The following is an 18,158-nucleotide window of genomic DNA, read 5'->3' on the forward strand; positions in this document are numbered from 1 at the left end:
CCTCTCAATCAATGTCACGTGGAGCACTCCTGGCAGTGTTGCCAATCGTCTCCCGGGCTTTTATCCCGCCGTGTAACCTTTGTTTGAAAGGTCGAGTGCTCTCGGACCAGTCACCGCGATTGCGGTCGGAACCCTAGCGCTCTATTTGCAAATTGTGTGTTGCGCAGTGGTACGGAGTGCGAACACCTGTTGCAAAGCAATTTGCAGACCAAGAGCGCAGAAGGCCGCAGTGACGCGGTTTGACGGTCGGCGCCTGGTGGCCGGTCGAAGGTGGTGCGCACTGGTATGGTGCGGTTTGGGTGGTGGGGGTGGTCTGCTTTGGTGCGCGTAGCGGCGGTTAGTGAGGGCGCAGGTCGAGCGTTTCAAGCATCAGCGGTTGGCCGAACAGGTAACCCTGGGCATAGTCCACGCCCAGCTCGGCCACCGTGTTGAGGGTGGCCTGGTTGCCGACGTATTCGGCGATGACCTTCTTGCGCAGGTAATGCCCCATCTCGGTGATGGATTTGACCAGTGCGAAGTCGACGTCGCTGTTGTTGATATCGCGCACGAAGTTGCCGTCGATCTTGATAAAGTCGACCGGCAGCTGCTTGAGGTAGGAGTAGGAGGACTGGCCGACGCCAAAGTCGTCCAGCGAAAAGCGACAGCCAATGCCACGCATCTCGCGAATAAAGTCGGCGGCATCGTCCAGGTTGGTGATGGCCACTGTCTCGGTGATCTCGAACACCAGCTTCTCGCGGGGTACCGGGTAGCGGACCATGGCGTCGAAGATGAAGTCCAGAAAGGTGTCGTCGTTCAGGCTCTGGCCCGACAGGTTGACGGAGAAACCGCCAAACAGCGGTAACTGCTCGGGATTTTCATGCATCCACAGCAGTACGTGCTCGATCACCCAGCGGTCCACAGCCGCCATGCGGTTGTACTCTTCGGCCACCTTGATGAACTCGGCGGGAGGCATGGCCTCGCCCTGGTCATCCAGCACGCTGAGCAGTATCTCGTAGTGGGGCAGGCTCTTGTTGCCGCCAATCGGGGTGATCTGCTGACAGCGCAGGGCCAGGTTGTCGTTGTCCAGAGCGCGATTGATGCGGGTGACCCAGACCATGACCTGATCCAGGGCCTCGAGCTGACGGTCGCCGGGGCGCACCATGAGCACGTCCTTGTAGCCTTTCTTCTTGGACAGACTGGCGGCGGCCTCGACCGAGCGCAGGCGCTCCATGGCCTGATTGCTGCCGCGGGCGATACCGGCGACGGCCAGGGCACTGGTAATGACAAAGCTGTGCTCTTCGTAATGAAAGCGCGCTTCCTCAATCACCGCCTTGAGCTGGCGGGCGCTGGCGTAGCCCTGGGTTTCCACTTCTTCGTCCAGCAGCAGGGCAAACTGGTCAGCCCCGAGCCGGCCAATCAGCGTGCCCGGGGGCAGGAAGTTGGCAAGTCGCCGTGATAGCTCGTTGAGGAACTGATCGCCGGCGTCGTAGCCGCAGGCGTTGTTGATCACCTTGAATTGCAGAATGTCGATGAACACCAGGCTGCAATGACTGGACTCCTCATCGGGCGCCGGTGAGGCGATCTGCTGTGCCAGGGCGCGGCAGAAGGCCTTGCGGTTAAGAAAGCCGGTGAGCGGGTCATGGCAGGAGTCGAACGCCAGCTTGTCATAGACTTTCTGCACTAGCGCATCCAGGCCTTGCTCTACGGCGGGCATTGCCGCTTCGCTGAGCAGGCTCAGGCGGCCGTCGCGCAGGGCCATGGCGATCTGCTTCTGCCCCAGATCCAGGCTGCGGGTGCCCTGGTGGTTGGCAAACACGAACAGGCCGTAATCGTCGGCTATCCAGACCAGCTGCAGCAGGGTGTCGGGTTGCCCCTCCTGGCTGTACTGGAACCACTGATTGCTGCGCAGAGCGCGGGCACGACGTATCCAGCGTTGCAGCGCCGGGGTGGGGTTGGCGGCCGGCGGCTGGTCATCGGCCAGCAGCGGCGGCACCTCGACGCTGACCAGTGGCACGCCGGCCGGGTCGCAGGCCAGCAGGCTGGCGACCTGCTTGAGTTGTTGTTGCGCGCTGAAGTGCAACGTCGGGATTTTCGCCAGTCCCTTTTCCACCACCTGCAACAGCTCGGCGTCGTCCAGCACACGTTCCAGCGCAGTCAGATATTGCGGATCGCGATTGGCCGCGAGTTGCTCAATGACCTGCAGGGTCATCGACCAACTGCGGCTGGCTACGCCTTCACGCAGGTAGCTCAGTAGCAGCAGGCTGCGCCAGCCGTGCTCCAGCAGGTCGGGCACCGCCTGCGGTACCGGCTTGGACAAAATGCGGCTCAGCTCCTGGTGGATCTGGCGATTGGCGTGGCGCAGCCGCTGTTTGCCGTCGCAGCTCTGGCGCAGGCGCTGCAGGTTGCGCTCGATCAGACGTTTCTCGCGGGTCACCAACTGGTCAAGCTGAGCCATGCCCTGGGTGAAGCCGGCATTGCTGGAGCTGTCGCCCAGGATGCCGTTGATGGCGTCGAGAATGACCGGGGTGTTGGCCGCCAGGTTGCTGCTGCCGCGGTCGGCCAGCAGGGCGATATGGTTCAGTGCCTGCCGCGCCGGGTGGCTGTCTTCGGCAAACAGGTCCGGGTTGTCCAGCAGGCTGCGCAGCAACGGCACCTGTAGTTTGCGGAACGCGCTGGCCAGCTCGCCGTCGATGCGTTCGCCCTGCATGATGTTGTCGAACAGGCTTTCGACCGTGTCGGCGGCGTCCTGCTCCTGTTCTGACAGTAACTTGCCCAGCCCCTTGGCCTGTTGCAGCAGTTGGCGCAGGCCGCCGCTACGTTGCAGGCGGTCGCCATCGGTCATGAGCTGCTGCTGCAGTTCGGCCAGTTGCGCCAGCGTCGCCTGCTGCTGCTCGGGTGAGTTGGTGGCGCCGGTGCGCTGGCCCTGGGCCTGGCGGTGCAGCGCCATCAGCTGGCTGGCGGTGCCGTACGCGGTGGCCGCATTATTGCTGCGGCGCGCAGGCGCAGCAGGCTCGGGCTGCGTCCTGGGCGTTTGCTCGGCAGTCGCCGGCTGTGCTGTCTGGGGTGTATCGGGCTGGGCAGCGGCGGCGGGCCGCGCCTGATCGGCCAGATAGCGGGTCACGTCGATACCGGGCAGGATGTCGGCGTCGATAAACAGCTGGTTCAACTGCCGGTAGAGTGGCTCCAGCCCTCCAAGAACGGTCTGCTGCAATACGCCGTAGACGACTTCAAGCTGCGGGTTGCCCAGCTCCAGATGGCGAATCTGGTCGAAAAAACCGTTGCACAGCGCTGCTGGTGAAAAGGGGTTGGTATTGCGCTTGCCGCCAGGGCGGCCGAAGGCGGCGTCGAGCCGAATCTGCAACTCGATCAACTCGTTGCGCAGGCGCAACTCAAAACGCGAGATGATCACCCGCACCAGCAGCCAGTCTTCAAAGTCGTTTTTGGTCACCAGCGCCAGTGGTGCGTTCTGTTGCGGATCGGCCGGGGATTCGGGAACGTCGCCCCGGCTGAGTGCCAGAGCATGGGTGACCAGGCTGCGGCTCAGCGCCGTGAAGATACTCTGACGCTGCTGACGAAAGGCGCGCTGGGCAATTAGGAAGTGCTGTTGCGCCTCATTGGTCAGCTCCTTGTCGGCCGCCGCGAGCAGGGCGTGATCAAGCTGGTGGCAGAACCCGGAATAGTGCTGGTGCAGATATTGATGGATGCGGCTGCAGGCCGCCTGCATGAGGTGCTGTTTCTGCCGTGGTGACAACATCGGCTGACGACCTTGCAACGCGCCTGGGGAGGCGCCGTGGTCATCCTGCTGGGCGGCCTGCGCGGCGGCCAGGTGTTGCAGCACGTGATAGATCGCCGGGTCCGGGTGACGCAGGCTGAGGCCCACGTAGTGCTCGCCGATGTGCATCAGGGTGACAGGTAGATGCAGCGGCTGGCGGCCCTGCTGGAAGCTGACCGTAGCGGTGCCGTGCAAGCCGGGACGCAGTGACAGATGACGCAGCACACGCGTGGCCTCGGTTGGAGCAAAGGTTAGGCGCAGCCCGTTGCGGCTGTACTCACTGATGATGCAGCGGTGGGTGTCGCTATCCGTGATTGCCAGCACTGCCTCTACTGCACAGGCGTGACGTGGCTCTTTGCGTAGTTCCATGGTCCTGGCTCGAGATGACCGCGCATGCCGTATGTCGTGTTCGGGGCGTTGTCGCCTTCGCGTTGTTGGCCCTGTGAATAGAATAACGGCTCAATGCCTGTTGCGTCTCGCCTTGGCGAAAAAAGGTGCGCCGCACAGACTCTGTCAGTCTAAGGGCTGGCCAGCCAAAAGTCTGCCCGCCTTCGGTGCGTGTGCCGGGCCGTTTGCACCGTGGTTACTCTTCCTCCGCTGGCGATTGGCTGGTTGGCGGCAAGCGTTGCAAATAAAAACAATGACTTGAAAGAACTGGCACAGGGCTTGCCTTGGGTCTTGCGTCAGCGAGCCCAACGGCGGGCCGCGATCACAGGTTTTCGGACAAAGGCGTCCACCCACATGTCTGCGTGCAGCAGCCATGGCGGTGGGCGCTTTTTTTTGTGCTTTTTTCGGGGAGGGGCGGATATGCAGAGACAGAACGAGTGGGGCGCGCAGACAACCGCAGCCTGGCTGATGGGCGTTGCGCTGGCGCTGGGCGGCGGCCTGGCCCAGGCCGAGGTCAGTTCCATCAGTGAGGCGGTAACCGGCGGCAAGGCGGGACTGGATCTGCGCTATCGCTATGAGTACGTCGATCAGGACGGCATCGACAAGAGTGCCGGAGCATCGACACTGCGCACCCGAATCAATTTTGCGACTGCGGCGTATCGCGGCTTTGGCGCCTTTGTCGAGGCGGACGACGTTACCGTGATCGGCAGCGAGCGCTACAACAACGCCACCGGCCTGCCGAGCGCCAAGACCCAGTATCCGGTTGTTGCTGACCCGGACGGCACCGAGCTCAATCAGGCCTGGCTGAGCTACACCGGTCTTGATGCCACCACCCTGAAGTTTGGTCGCCAACGCCTCATCTACGACAACGCGCGTTTTATCGGTAACGTCGGCTGGCGTCAGAACGAGCAGACTTACGACGGTTTCAGCCTGAGCAATAGCAGCCTGAGTCACACCACGCTCAATTACGCCTACGTCTACAACGTCAACCGTATCTTTGGCGAAGACTCGCCCAACGGCGACCTGGATACCCGTGCACACTTTGTCAATCTGGCCTATGACGGTTTTGCCTCGGCGCGGCTGGTGGGTTACGGCTACTTCCTCGATCTGCAGGACGCGCCAGCGGCCTCCAACAAGACGTTGGGTGTGCGCCTGACGGGTGCGCCGGCCGTTGTCTCCGGCCTGAGCCTGAGCTACGCGCTGGAATATGCGCGCCAGAGTGATTACGCCGACGGCGCCAACATCGGTGCCGACTACTCGCTCGGGGAGCTGGGCCTGAAACGGGGCGGCTGGCAGCTGACCGGCGGCTATGAGCTGCTGGGCGCCGACGACTCGGCCTTCAGCACGCCGCTGGCCACCGGTCACGCCTTCAACGGCTGGGCGGACAAGTTTCTTGCTACACCGGCAGACGGCCTTGAGGACCGTTACCTGCGCCTGGATGGCAGCCTCGCCGACTTCAAGCTGAGCGCCCGCTATCACGATTTTTCCGCCGACCGTGGCAGCGCCGATTACGGCAGCGAAGTGGATCTGCAGGCCGCTCGCCGCTTTGGCGACGTGACGCTGCTGGCCAAGTACGCCAGCTACAACGCCGACGACTTTGCCACCGATACCGTCAAGTTCTGGCTGATGGCGCAGGTCGCCTTCTGAGCCGCGATGCCTTTGATCACTGTTTAACGGAGCACAACCATGAACACGTTTAAGCGCAAATCCCTTGTTGCCACCCTGTCGCTCGCTGTGTCGCTGGGCCTCGGCAGTCTGCTCTCGACCTCGGTGCAGGCGGTTGAGAATCTGGAGAAGGAAGACCTGAAGTTCGGCTTTATCAAACTGACCGACATGGCACCGCTGGCGATTGCCTACGAGAAGGGCTTTTTCGAGGACGAAGGGCTGTATGTCACCCTCGAAGCCCAGGCCAACTGGAAGGTGCTGCTGGACCGGGTAATTGATGGCCAGCTGGATGGGGCGCACATGCTGGCCGGCCAGCCGCTGGGCGCGACCATTGGCTTTGGCACCCAGGCCGACATCATCACCGCCTTCTCGATGGACCTCAACGGCAACGGGATTACCGTGTCCAACGACGTCTGGCAGGAGATGAAAAAACACATCCCGCTGGATGCGGACGGCAAGCCGCAGCACCCGATCAGCGCCGCGGCACTCAAGCCGGTGATCGAGCAGTACCGCGCGGACGGCAAGCCGTTCAACATGGGCATGGTATTCCCGGTGTCCACCCACAACTACGAGCTGCGCTACTGGTTGGCGGCGGGCGGCATTCACCCGGGCTATTACGCTCCGCACAAGGGCGATACGTCGGGGCAGATCGACGCCCAGGCGCTGCTCTCGGTTACCCCGCCGCCGCAGATGCCGGCCACGCTGGAAGCCGGCACCATTTATGGCTACTGCGTGGGCGAGCCGTGGAATCAGCAGGCGGTGTTCAAGGGCATTGGCGTGCCGGTGATCACCGACTACGAGATATGGAAGAACAACCCCGAGAAGGTATTCGGCGTCAGCCAGGCCTGGGCGGATGAGAACCCCAACACCCATATTGCCGTAGTCAAGGCACTGATCCGCGCAGCCGCCTGGCTGGACGCGGACAACAACGCCAATCGCGGCGAGGCGGTAGAGATCCTCTCGCAGCCGGCTTACGTGGGCGCCGATGTCGAGGTGATCGCCAACTCGATGACCGGCACCTTCGAGTACGAGAAAGGTGACGTGCGCGAAGTGCCCGACTTCAACGTGTTCTTCCGCTACAACGCGACCTATCCCTACTACTCCGACGCCATCTGGTATCTGACCCAGATGCGTCGCTGGGGGCAGGTCGGTCAGGCGCAGCCGGACAGCTGGTACATGGATGTCGCCAAGAAAGTCTACCGTCCGGACATCTACGCCCAGGCGGCGCAGGAGCTGATCGACGAGGGCACATTGCCGGCAGAGGCCTTCCCCGACTTTGCCAGCGAGACCGGCTTCAAGCCGGCGACCAGTGAATTTATCGATGGCGTGACCTACGACGGCAGCCAGCCCAACGCCTATCTGCAGCAGTTCGAGATTGGCCTCAAGGGCGATACCCAACTGTAACCCCAACAGCGTCCTGGCCCTGGCGGCCGGGACATCCATCCCGTGATGGCGGAGGTAAAAGGCTATGAGCAACAAGCTGATCAACTATCTGGAAACCGCTGGCCTGAACTGGGCCGTGCCCGTGGTGCGGCTATGTCGTGGTGAGGATGCCCGCGAGCAGGCCGGTGAACTCTTTACCAAGGTCGGTTTGCCGCTGATCGCCGTGCTGGTGTTCCTGCTGGTCTGGTCGGTTGGCGCCTCTCAGGTCAAGACCAGCCTGGGCGTGCTACCCGGCCCGGCGGCGGTGTGGCACCAGGCGGTCAATCTCTACGATGAGCATCAGGCACAACGGGAGAAGGCCGACGCCTTCTATCAGCGCCAGGAGGAGCGCAACGCAGCCAAGCTGGAGCGCGACCCCGATGCTGAGATCAAGTGGCGCGATTACACCGGCAAGCCGACCTTTTTCGACCAGATCGGCACCAGCCTGCTGACCGTGTTTACCGGGTTTGTGCTGGCCAGTCTGATCGCTATCCCGGTGGGTGTTGCCTGCGGTCTCAGCCCGAAACTCTACGGCGCCATCAGTCCGCTGGTGCAGATATTCAAGCCGGTGTCGCCGCTGGCCTGGTTGCCGATTGTCACTATGGTGGTCAGCGCCGTGTATATCTCCGACGACCCGCTGTTTCAGAAGTCGTTTATAACCTCGGCGGTCACTGTGACTCTGTGCTCGCTCTGGCCGACGCTGATCAACACGGCCGTGGCGGTGGCCTCCATCGACAAGGACTGGATCAACGTTGGCCGCGTGATTCGTCTGAACTGGCGTACCCAGGTCTTCAAGATCGCCATTCCCGCCGCGCTGCCGATGATCTTCACCGGCCTGCGTCTGTCGCTCGGGGTGGGCTGGATGGTGCTGATTGCCGCCGAGATGCTGGCGCAGAACCCGGGCCTGGGCAAGTTCGTCTGGGATGAGTTCCAGAACGGCAGCTCCGACTCCCTCGGCCGCATCATGGTGGCAGTCATCACGATTGGCATCATCGGTTTTCTGCTCGACTGGCTGATGGTCACGCTGCAGAGCCTGCTGTCCCACCAGAAGCCCGCGGGCCATTGATCAGGAGAGAATCCCATGTCTGTTATCGCCATGCGTAAAGAACACCTGCACGAGTTGCCGGCCGAGACCGCCGGTGAAGCACCGAGCCGCCCGCGCGCCTTTCTTGATCTGTCCGGCGTATCTATCGACTTTCCGACCCGCAAGGGGCCGTTTCGCGCCCTCAACAACGTCAGCCTGAAGATCGCCAAAGGCGAGTTTGTTTCCATCATCGGGCACTCCGGTTGCGGCAAATCGACGGTGCTGAACATTGTCGCCGGCCTGTATCAGGCCACCGAAGGCGGCGCCATTCTCAATGGCCGCGAGGTGAATCAGCCGGGACCAGAACGCGCGGTGGTATTTCAGAACCACGCACTGTTGCCTTGGCTGACCTGCTATCAGAACGTGGAACTGGCAGTAAAGACCGTGTTCAAGGGCCGCAAGAACAAGCGGGAGATGCGCGAGTGGATCGAGCACAACCTCAAACTGGTGCACATGGATCACGCCATGCACAAGTATCCCGCCGAGATTTCCGGCGGGATGAAGCAACGGGTAGGGATAGCAAGGGCGTTGGCAATGGAGCCCTCAGTGCTGCTCATGGATGAGCCCTTCGGGGCGCTGGACGCGCTGACCCGAGCGCACTTGCAGGACTCGGTCATGGAGATTCAGGCCGATCTGAACAACACGGTGATCATGGTGACCCACGATGTCGACGAAGCGGTGCTGCTGTCAGACAAGATCGTGATGATGACCAACGGGCCGGCGGCGACTGTGGGAGAGGTGCTGGAGGTGGACCTGGCGCGGCCGCGTGACCGACTGGCGCTGGCCAGTGACGAGCGCTACAACCACTTCCGCTCGCAGGTGCTGAGTTTTCTGTACGAGCGTCAGCGGCGCCCGGTGGAGTAATCTGCACCACCTGAAACGACAAAGGGCCCTGTGTAGGCCCTTTGTCGTTGTTGCCTCAGGGTTAGCGCCCGTTGACCACTTCGAAGTTGACCGGAATGGTCAGCGCCAGTTGTTGCTCCAGCATGTCATCCGGGAACGGCGGGAAGGGCGATGCCTTCTCCAACATCTGGATAACGGCGCGGTCCAGTCGGGCGTAGCCCGAGCTGCGCTTGATTTCTGCACCGGTTACGCTGCCATCGCGATGGATGACAAAGCTCAGCGTGGCAACGCCCTCTTCACGGCGCCGGCGCGAGGCCTGCGGATACCGCTTGTGGCGCGCCAGCTGGGCGGCGATCTTTGACTTGTAGTCGGTCGAGGCGCCGCCGGCTCCGCCGGTGGTGGTCGCACTACCCACACCGCTGGAACGGCTCAGCTGCGCGCGATTGTCCGACTGCCCAGGCTCGACAGCTTCGTTGGTCGAGGGTTGCTCGGGTGCCGGTTCCGGGATGACTTCCTCCTCACGCGGCGGCTCCGGCTTGGGCTTGGGCTTTTCACGCACCTGCGCCTGGGCCTGTTGGCGCGGTGGCTCCGGTGGCGGCGGTGGGGGCGGTGGCGGTGTCGGCTTGGGCGGCGCGACTTCTTCCGGCTGCTCGGTTTCTTCGGCCTCACCGAGATCGCCGAGCATACCCAGGTCGATCTCCACGCCCAGCACACCCTCGGCGGCCGCTGTAGCGGCTGGCGGGTTGAAGGCAATATACGCGAAGACTCCCAGGTGCACGGCCAGGGCAATCGCCAAGGCGATCAACCAGTGTTGAGGACGAATCATGGCTGTTCCTCACCGGGCTGCGTCAGCAGGGTGATACGGCGGAAGCCGGCGGCCTTGATACGCTGCATCAGTGCCTGCAGGGCTTCGACGGGAACGTCACCGTCAGCCTTGATGGCCAGGCTGAAGCTGTCCGGGTTCTCGACCTGTTCGAAGGCGGCGATCAGCGGCGCGTCCAGGTCTTCCAGGGCGATTTGCTCATCGTTCAGCCACAGTTGTTTGTCGGCATCGAGCAGGATCTGCAGCGCCTCGTCATCGACATAGGCTTCGCTGATGGACTCGGGCGGAGAAACGAACGCAGCGTCTGACTTGCTGATCTGACCGGCGACCATAAAGAAGATCAGCATCAGAAACACGATGTTGATCAGCGGGATCAGCGCATCGTCACCGTTATCCTTGCGGTGGGTGTTTTCGGCAACCAGCTTCACGGCAATACTCCGGTCATGGATACCTTCTGGGCACCGGCACGATGCAGCTGATCCAGCAGGCTCACCAGAGTCTGGGTCTTGACCTCGGGCGCTGCCTCAACGGCGTAGACCGCTTCAGGTGCTGCTGCCACCAGAGTGCGCAGGCCGTCCAGGTCAGTCAGCTGGTAGGTCTTGCCATCATGGGTCACGCGGCCGGCGTCAGACTCCACCCGCACGATTTCAATCTCATCGGGCTTGTTCTCGGTCTGGTTCGCCGAGGACAGGGAAATCTGCCGCCAGTGCATGAAGTTGGACGAGAGCATGAAGAACAGCAGCAGAATGAACACCACATCAATCAGGGGTGTCAGGCTGATGCCGCGTCGCTTCTTGCCCGGAAAGGCCTCAAGCTGCATTGACCACCTTCCCGCTCGCGCTGGACTGCGCCTTGGGCTGGTGGGTAAAGACCTGGGTGACCGCGTCGTTGATGCTGGCCGCAACGCGCTCAACGCGGCGCTCAAGCCAGCTGTGTACGGCAACGGTCGGAATCGCCACGGCCAGACCCACCGCCGTGGTCAGCAGCGCCTGCCAGATACCGCCAGACAGAACCGAGGGGTCAACACGGCTACCGGCTGCTTCCATGTTCTGGAACGCGACGATCATGCCCAGTACGGTACCCAGCAGACCCAGCAGCGGAGCCAGGTTGGCGATGACTTCCAGCGGACGCAGCAACATTTTCAGCTGGTTCAGACGGAAGGTGGCAACGCGTTCCAGCTCTTCACGCAGCAGGGCCAGGTCGGTGCCGTTGCGCTTGCCGCGCATGGCCAGCAGCAGCACCGAGGGGACGGTCTGGCGGGTGTTGAGTTGCGCGATGGCATCGTCTGTATGGCCCTGGTGCCAGAGCGCCAGGCTGCGACGGACCGCGCGGGTACCCTCGGGAGCGGGTAGGTAGAATTGCCACAGCTTGATCAACAGGATGGTCAGGGCGACCACCGACATACCCAGCAGAATCCAGACCACCGGACCACCGACGACCAGCCAGTCCTGCAGGGTTTCGGCCAGCGAGCGGGCTGTCTCGGCATTGTCAACTGCAGCGGCCATACTGGGGTCCAGGGGGGCACCGGTCAGAGCATCGGTGGCACCGGTCAGATCACCGCCGGGCAGGGAGCCCTCAGCGCCCGGAGTACCTTGGGTTGCCGCGTCTACCGGGGTGCCGGAAGCGTCCGTCGCCGTGGTCTCAGGGGTGGTGGAGGTGGTTTCGGTTGCGTCTGGAGCGGCGGCTTCGGTGGTCACAATGGCCTCCAAGAGGGAAAATTAAGGCGCAAATGATAGAGGTTCTCATTTCTTGGTGCAAGTGCTTGTGACCGGATGTTGCCAATCGAGGGAATTTGATCTGACCAACGGAGTCAACAGAGAAATTAGCGCCCACTTTAGCGCCCACTATTGACCGCCGGATCGCTTGGTTTTAAGGTTCGCTCCGAACGTTGAGGCTGGCACGATCCATACGGCTCAAGTACTGACGACGAGACAGCAAGACTGCCTTTTATAGACAGACTTATTGCTTTCGGCGCACGCCTTGGGAAGTAGGCGAACCAAAGTGGGGATACTGATCAGACGTTCGCACCCCCGGGTTGTGTGTTGGCTGAAAACGTTCAGAGTCGCTTCCGTCGGAAGGCGTACTGCAGGTTCCTGCTCAGGCGAGCGGAGGGCACGCGTGCACCTCTGCCCTGCATATCTGATCCTCTATTCGTCCTCACACGGTCCGTCACCAGAACTTAATGCTTTGGAGCCGACGCCATGTCCATCAAACTGGAAGACTATTTCGACCGCGACACTTTCGGTCGCATCAAGGCCTGTGCCGATCAACACGAAACCCCCTTTCTCGTGGTTGACCTGAAAACCATCGATCGTGCCTACGACGACCTGGTCGACGGCTTTCCCTTCGCCAAGGTCTATTACGCAGTCAAAGCCAACCCGGCCAATGAAGTGCTCTCGCTGCTGCGCGACAAGGGCTCCAACTTCGACATCGCCTCCATCTATGAGCTGGAGAAAGTACTGGCGCTGGGCGTCAAGCCCGAGCAGATCAGCTTCGGCAATACCATCAAGAAAGCCCGTCACATCCGTGCCTTCTATGAAAAGGGCGTGCGCCTGTACGCCACCGACTCCGAAGCCGACCTGCGCAATATCGCCAAGGCCGCCCCTGGCTCCAAGGTATATGTCCGCATTCTGACCGAAGGCTCGACTACCGCCGACTGGCCGCTGTCGCGCAAGTTCGGCTGCCAGACCGATATGGCGATGGACCTGCTGGTGCTGGCCCGTGAGCTGGGCCTGGAGCCCTACGGCATCTCCTTCCACGTCGGCTCGCAGCAACGCGATATCGGCGCCTGGGATGCTGCCATCGCCAAGGTCAAGGTGATCTTCGAGCGTCTGAAGGAAGAAGACAACATCACCCTGAAGATGATCAACATGGGTGGCGGCTTCCCGGCCAACTACATCACCAAGACCAACACCCTGCAGACCTACGCGGAAGAAATCACCCGCTTCCTGCAGGAAGACTTTGGTGACGAACTGCCGGAAATCATCCTCGAACCGGGCCGCTCGCTGATTGCCAACGCCGGTATCCTGGTCAGCGAAGTCGTGCTGGTGTCGCGCAAGTCGCACACCGCACTGGAGCGCTGGGTCTACACCGATGTGGGCAAGTTCTCCGGCCTGATCGAAACCATGGACGAATCCATCAAGTTCCCGCTGTGGACCGAAAAGCAGGGTGAACTGGAAGAAGCCGTCATCGCCGGCCCGACCTGTGATAGTGCCGACATCATGTACGAACACTACAAATACGGCCTGCCGCTGAACCTGGCCATCGGCGACCGCCTCTACTGGCTGTCCACCGGTGCCTACACCACCAGCTACAGCGCCATCGAGTTCAACGGCTTCCCGCCGCTGGAAGCGTTTTACGTCTAAAGCGCGTAGCGCTTTAGACAGCCGCAAGCTGTAAGCTTCAAGCTGCAAGTGAAAACCCCGCGTCGGCAACGGCGCGGGGTTTTTGTTTGTGGGGCACGCTAGGGAGTAATGGCATGTGTACTTGAATGAGCTGGAATGGCGGGGCAGTATTGGGTCTGGAGCGACCTGATGGCACATCGCTTGCTAGGGTATATACGGATTTGGGTGACGCGATATGGACGTGTGTGTACGAGTCATTTCCGAAGGCGTGGAAGTAGACAGTATTACTCGACCGTTGAGAACGGATGATGGAGTTCCTACGGTGACTTATCGCAGCCGGCAGTGGCCTGTGGTGAACGGTTGTATTAACCTCGATGAGCAGGAGGCGCACGCTGGAGACGCGGAGCTTAAGTGGGCCTTCCTTATTGCCAGCATCCTTCCCGAGGTGTTGCCTAGTGAGCAGGCGACTTGTTCCGAGCTTGTTCAGCAACTCTGCAATCGTGCGTTACCTGACGGCGTTGCAAACGCAGTGGGTTACCTGTGTGAGATGGGGCACGAGCCGGCGGCTCGGCTGTTGCTGATGGACTTTCTTAAGGAAAAGCACGATAGCTCACGGTTGTATAAAGTCTTGAAAATGCGGCTTTTGTTTCGTGAGCGTGTCGCCCAGGTACGCAACCGCAATTCCGTTGCTTCAACTCCAGAGCTGATCAAGGAAAAGGGGGCGGCACCTTCGCCTGAGGCTTCCCAAGAGACGGACGATGATTTTGGCTGGGTTCCTGCTTCAGATGATGCTCTATACGCTCCATCCATGGATGACTCGGCTATCAGAAGAGCTGCCTTAAGTGTTCAGTCCGGAATTGGTCATTACATCGCATCCGAGCACGACGCAGAGCCCTTGGATCTTGGGGAGCTTGGCGATGTGGATGATCTGGATTGGAAAGTGGATGAAGGGGGTGAGGAGGGCTCTGGCAACGCGGTTAAAGCTGAGCATGTCATTGCCGACAGGATTGCTGCGCTGGGTGATATGGCTGTCGAGTTGCTGGTTTACTTCGCGGATAACCCGGGGGACAAGTCTATTCATGCCGAGTATGTGCTCGGGTACCCGCTCGTCGAGATCAATAAGTTACTAAATGGTGCCTTGAGGGACTATGTTCGGCGATTACCCTCGGGTGGCTGGGAGTGCCACAGCTGGGCGCTAGGAGTACTTGCGGTGCTGGTTAAACGATCTCCATGAGCTCAGTCTCAAGGTGTTTCTCAACCTCTGGAGGCCCTTTCCAGCGCAGCCAGAAGGCGAGGGAGTCCTTGTGCGCGCCCCTTCAGCTCGCATTCCCAAACTGTCAGTACAGACCAGCCAAGTCGACTCAGTGCGTCGTTTGCTTTTTTGTCTCTATCTTTATTTTTTTTGAACTTGGCTTCCCAGAAATCAGGCCGGGTCTTGGGTATGGTGGCATACTTGCAAGCTTCATGTTGATGCCAAAAGCAGCCGTGGACAAAGATACATATCCTGAGCTTCGGCAGTACAATGTCGGGCGTGCCCGGCAGCTCCTTACGGTGGAGCCTGTAGCGATAACCCTGAGCATGGAGGAACTTTCTTACCAGCAGCTCAGGCCTCGTGTTTTTTCCTCTGATACCGGACATCATTTCCGATCTTCGGGGGGGGGCAACGATATCCATTCCGATATATACCTGCACAGCGTGGTTTCATGAGCGTCACCCACCCCATTCAGATTGTCGACCTTTTTGCGGGGCCTGGTGGCCTCGGAGAGGGATTTTCCGCCCATCGTTTTACTTCATCTTCCTTTGATACTTTTGAAATCAAGGTCTCTGCCGAAATGGAAGCGTCGGCGCGATCTACCTTGCGTCTTAGGGCTTTTTATCGGCTTTTGAGGCGGAAAATGCCAGAACGACTTGATGAGTACTACAAGGTCTGCTCCCAAGGAGGGGCTATCGATAGCCTATCTCCAAGCGTTAGGGACTTGTGGTTGCATGCGGGTGAAGAGGCTCTCCAGCTTGAGTTGGGCAAGCCTGAGGACAACGCTAAACTCGACGAGGTACTCAGGAAAAATCTCGATGCGAAGAGACCATGGGTTTTGATTGGCGGGCCTCCTTGCCAAGCGTATTCTTTAGTTGGCAGGGCCCGGAATCGCGGAGTTGCGGGATACCAGGCAGAGAACGATCATCGACATTTTCTCTATCGAGAGTATCTACGCATCATCCAGCAGAATCGGCCGGCTGTTTTCGTAATGGAAAACGTAAAGGGAATTCTCTCTTCCGAGGTCGGTGGGGAAAAAATATTTCCGAAGATACTTCAGGACCTGAGCGACCCGGATCGAGCTCTTGCCGAGCCGACCAGTGGGAAGCGGTACAAAATCTTTTCGCTGGTTTCAGATGATGTTTACGAAAGTGAAGCTTCTCCAAACAGTGTAAAACCGGCAAATTACGTCATTCGATCCGAGGAGTATGGGGTTCCTCAAGCGAGGCATCGGGTTATTCTTCTGGGCGTACGGGAAGATTTTGCACCCGCCGCGGGAGCCTACAAGTTGCACCCAGTCCCGGGCCCTGGAGTCGAGCAAATTATTGATGGTCTGCCCAAGCTGCGTAGTGGGCTGACCAAGGAGCCCGACTCTCCCGAAGCATGGGAAATCGCTGTGCGCGACAACCTTGGCAGTCTTGCTAGGGAGTGTATTCAGGTCAACTGTGACAAGCCGGGAAGGCGAGCCTTGGCTTCCAAATTAAAGACTGATCTTGGCAGCTTCTCCGTCGAGGGACTTACACGCGGTGGGCTGAGGGTAAATAAGTCTAGATGGGCAGATGGCAGGACTGGCACTCATCTTGATTCCTGGCTTCTCGACGATCAGTTGCCGCTTTGGTTAAATCACGAAGCGCGCAGCCACATGAAAGCAGATCTGCGACGCTATGCGTTTGCAGCTGCCTTTGCCGAAGTGTATGAACGCTCGCCCAAGGGGCATCAGGATTTCGATCTGCCGAGTCTTGAGCCTGATCACAAGAACTGGAAGTCCGGCAAGTTCAGTGATCGCTTTCGTGTTCAACGCCGTGGCTCTCCATCGACTACGATAACCAGCCACATCGCTAAAGATGGTCACTACTTTATTCATTATGATGTTGAGCAGTGTCGCAGTCTTACCGTTAGAGAAGCCGCACGATTACAGACATTTCCCGACAACTATTTCTTTTTGGGTAACCGCACGCAGCAGTTTCATCAAGTTGGAAACGCTGTCCCTCCTTATTTGGCATGCCAGATTGCAGATGTAGTCGCAAATATCATCAACAAGGTTGCACCCGTCAGTTAGCAGCCCACAGACCGACAGGGAGTCGTGCTTTGACAGCGAAGTACATAAGCCGCAGTGCCCCCCCAAAGGCTAGCGCGATGGTTGAGGCTCTCAGAGGGCTGGGTTACAACGCTGCGACCGCGCTTGCTGATATCGTGGACAACAGCGTCGCCGCCGGTGCCACTGAGGTGAAAATCACCTTTTGTTGGGACGGCGAGAACAGTCATGTCAGTTGCTTGGATAATGGTGTTGGCATGAATGCAAACGTGCTGGATCGTGCGATGAGACTCGGCGAGCGCAGTCCGCTTGAAGAGCGAGAAGCAGGCGATCTCGGGCGTTTTGGTTTGGGTTTGAAAACAGCTTCTTTCTCTCAGTGCAGACGGTTGACTGTCGCGTCAACACGCGACTCCGAAACCAATGTTTTGCGCTGGGATCTGGATTATCTCGCCAACAGCTCCGACGATGGCTGGCATCTGCTTGAGGGCTGTCATCCGGGCTCGGAGCGCATCCTGGATAGTGTCGCCGAGGCGGAGCGAGGCACTCTCGTTCTCTGGGAGGTGCTGGACCGTGTGGTCACTGCCGGGAGTACTGTCCAGGACTTTCTGGATCTGGTTGATCGCGTTGAGCTGCATTTGGGCATGGTATTCCATCGGTATCTGGAAGGCACACATCCGCGGCTTTGTATCCTGATTAATGGTCAACGCATAAGGCCTTGGGATCCCTTTATGAGTGGGCATCCGGGAAAGCCCTACAATCCTCCGGCTTTCTCTTTTCCGGGGCATCCGGATATCCAGGCAGAATGCCATGTCCTTCCGCATAAAGACATGCTGACACCCAAAGAGTACGACTCTCTCGCAGGGCCCGAGGGATGGACCGCGCAGCAGGGCTTCTATGTTTATCGAAATGAGCGTCTGCTTGTTTCCGGTAGTTGGCTCGGTCTTGGGTCTGGCCGTTCTTGGACGAAGGATGAGGCGCATCGACTGGCGAGAATCCGTCTTGATATCCCAAACTCAGCTGACGCGGATTGGAAAATCGATATCAGAAAATCGACTGCAAGGCCTCCTGTATATCTTCGGAAGTGGCTAACCCGGCTTGCCGAAGAAACGCGGTCTCGTGCCCGGCGCGCTTTTGCTCATAGGGGAAGACCTGCTCTGAGCGGTAGTAAGCAGGTTGCGGAGGCGTGGAAAGTAGAGAAGTTGGCGCATGGTATCCGCTATCGAATCGATTCGGAGCACCCGGCAGTGCGAGCGGTTCTTGATGAGGCAGGGTTACTGCTTCCGCAACTCAAGGCGATGCTGCGGGTGATCGAGGAAACCGTTCCCGTCCAACGCATCTGGATAGATACGGCCGAGAACAGGGACACCCCACGCACTGGTTTTGATAAGTCGCCCCCAGATGAAGTGCAAGAGACGCTGTTGATCTTGTATCGCAACATGCTGGAGAAGAAGGGGTACTCTCCTGCTTCGGCTAGGGAGCAGTTGCGCTTGACTGAGCCGTTCCATTCTTTCCCGGCGCTAATCGACGCTTTGCCGGATGTTTTATAAGGATG

General features: G+C 59.8%; 14 protein-coding genes and 1 riboswitch. Of the genes, 8 read left to right on the forward strand and 6 right to left on the reverse strand.

Annotated elements, in window-relative coordinates:
• Window positions 1-47 precede the first annotated feature (47 nt).
• Window positions 48-148: riboswitch (guanidine-I (ykkC/yxkD leader) on the reverse strand.
• A gap of 189 nt (window positions 149-337) precedes the next feature.
• A complete protein-coding gene (locus tag ASB58_RS01190) occupies window positions 338-4,120 on the reverse strand; it encodes a DUF1631 family protein (RefSeq protein ID WP_118129069.1) in 3,783 nt (1,260 codons plus the stop codon).
• A gap of 438 nt (window positions 4,121-4,558) precedes the next feature.
• Between ASB58_RS01190 and ASB58_RS01195 the strand changes: the two genes are divergently transcribed.
• The 4 genes from ASB58_RS01195 (at window position 4,559) to ASB58_RS01210 (ending at window position 9,173) form a co-directional block, all read left to right on the forward strand.
• On the forward strand, window positions 4,559-5,785 hold the full coding sequence (locus ASB58_RS01195) for an alginate export family protein (RefSeq protein WP_181977845.1): 1,227 nt from the start codon (window positions 4,559-4,561) through the stop codon (window positions 5,783-5,785).
• A gap of 39 nt (window positions 5,786-5,824) precedes the next feature.
• Complete coding sequence (locus ASB58_RS01200) at window positions 5,825-7,207, forward strand: CmpA/NrtA family ABC transporter substrate-binding protein (protein ID WP_118129071.1); 1,383 nt, start codon at window positions 5,825-5,827, stop codon at window positions 7,205-7,207.
• Window positions 7,208-7,271: 64 nt separating this feature from the next.
• The gene (locus tag ASB58_RS01205; protein WP_118129072.1) at window positions 7,272-8,291 is read left to right on the forward strand and encodes an ABC transporter permease; all 1,020 of its coding nucleotides are present in this window, start codon (window positions 7,272-7,274) and stop codon (window positions 8,289-8,291) included.
• Between the two features lie 15 nt (window positions 8,292-8,306).
• Complete coding sequence (locus tag ASB58_RS01210; protein ID WP_328587536.1) at window positions 8,307-9,173, forward strand: ABC transporter ATP-binding protein; 867 nt, start codon at window positions 8,307-8,309, stop codon at window positions 9,171-9,173.
• 61 nt (window positions 9,174-9,234) lie between these two features.
• On the opposite strand, the gene ASB58_RS01215 is transcribed toward ASB58_RS01210, so the two are convergent.
• Genes ASB58_RS01215 through ASB58_RS01230 form a run of 4 tightly spaced genes read right to left on the reverse strand, consistent with a single transcriptional unit; the run spans window position 9,235 to window position 11,672 of the window.
• Complete coding sequence (locus ASB58_RS01215; RefSeq protein WP_118129073.1) at window positions 9,235-9,978, reverse strand: energy transducer TonB; 744 nt, start codon at window positions 9,976-9,978, stop codon at window positions 9,235-9,237.
• A complete protein-coding gene (locus ASB58_RS01220; RefSeq protein WP_096003900.1) occupies window positions 9,975-10,403 on the reverse strand; it encodes an ExbD/TolR family protein in 429 nt (142 codons plus the stop codon). The genes ASB58_RS01215 and ASB58_RS01220 overlap by 4 nt, the downstream gene beginning before the upstream one ends.
• Window positions 10,400-10,795, reverse strand: a complete 396-nt coding sequence (locus tag ASB58_RS01225) for an ExbD/TolR family protein (protein ID WP_096003901.1) — start codon at window positions 10,793-10,795, stop codon at window positions 10,400-10,402. Before ASB58_RS01225 ends, ASB58_RS01220 begins: the two co-directional genes overlap by 4 nt.
• Window positions 10,785-11,672, reverse strand: coding sequence for a MotA/TolQ/ExbB proton channel family protein (locus ASB58_RS01230; RefSeq protein WP_202974575.1), 888 nt, complete (start codon window positions 11,670-11,672; stop codon window positions 10,785-10,787). The genes ASB58_RS01225 and ASB58_RS01230 overlap by 11 nt, the downstream gene beginning before the upstream one ends.
• Window positions 11,673-12,176: 504 nt before the next feature.
• Here ASB58_RS01230 and ASB58_RS01235 point away from each other — a divergent pair.
• Both ASB58_RS01235 and ASB58_RS01240 read left to right on the forward strand, forming a co-directional pair.
• Window positions 12,177-13,340 (forward strand): type III PLP-dependent enzyme, encoded by a 1,164-nt coding sequence (locus tag ASB58_RS01235; RefSeq protein ID WP_096003902.1) that lies wholly within the window; start codon window positions 12,177-12,179, stop codon window positions 13,338-13,340.
• A gap of 301 nt (window positions 13,341-13,641) precedes the next feature.
• A complete protein-coding gene (locus tag ASB58_RS01240) occupies window positions 13,642-14,553 on the forward strand; it encodes a hypothetical protein (protein WP_118129074.1) in 912 nt (303 codons plus the stop codon).
• 20 nt (window positions 14,554-14,573) lie between these two features.
• Here the strand turns inward: ASB58_RS01240 and ASB58_RS01245 are convergent, their stop codons facing one another.
• Window positions 14,574-14,993, reverse strand: a complete 420-nt coding sequence (locus ASB58_RS01245; protein WP_118129963.1) for a very short patch repair endonuclease — start codon at window positions 14,991-14,993, stop codon at window positions 14,574-14,576.
• A 29-nt stretch (window positions 14,994-15,022) separates the two neighbouring features.
• On the opposite strand from ASB58_RS01245, the gene ASB58_RS01250 reads away from it, so the two are divergent.
• Window positions 15,023-16,630 (forward strand): DNA cytosine methyltransferase, encoded by a 1,608-nt coding sequence (locus tag ASB58_RS01250; protein WP_118129075.1) that lies wholly within the window; start codon window positions 15,023-15,025, stop codon window positions 16,628-16,630.
• 77 nt (window positions 16,631-16,707) lie between these two features.
• Window positions 16,708-18,153, forward strand: coding sequence for an ATP-binding protein (locus tag ASB58_RS01255; RefSeq protein WP_118129076.1), 1,446 nt, complete (start codon window positions 16,708-16,710; stop codon window positions 18,151-18,153).
• The last annotated feature ends 5 nt before the right edge of the window (window positions 18,154-18,158 follow it).

Origin of the sequence: Pseudomonas abyssi (assembly GCF_003444685.1) — a bacterium.
Lineage (GTDB): Bacteria > Pseudomonadota > Gammaproteobacteria > Pseudomonadales > Pseudomonadaceae > Halopseudomonas > Halopseudomonas abyssi.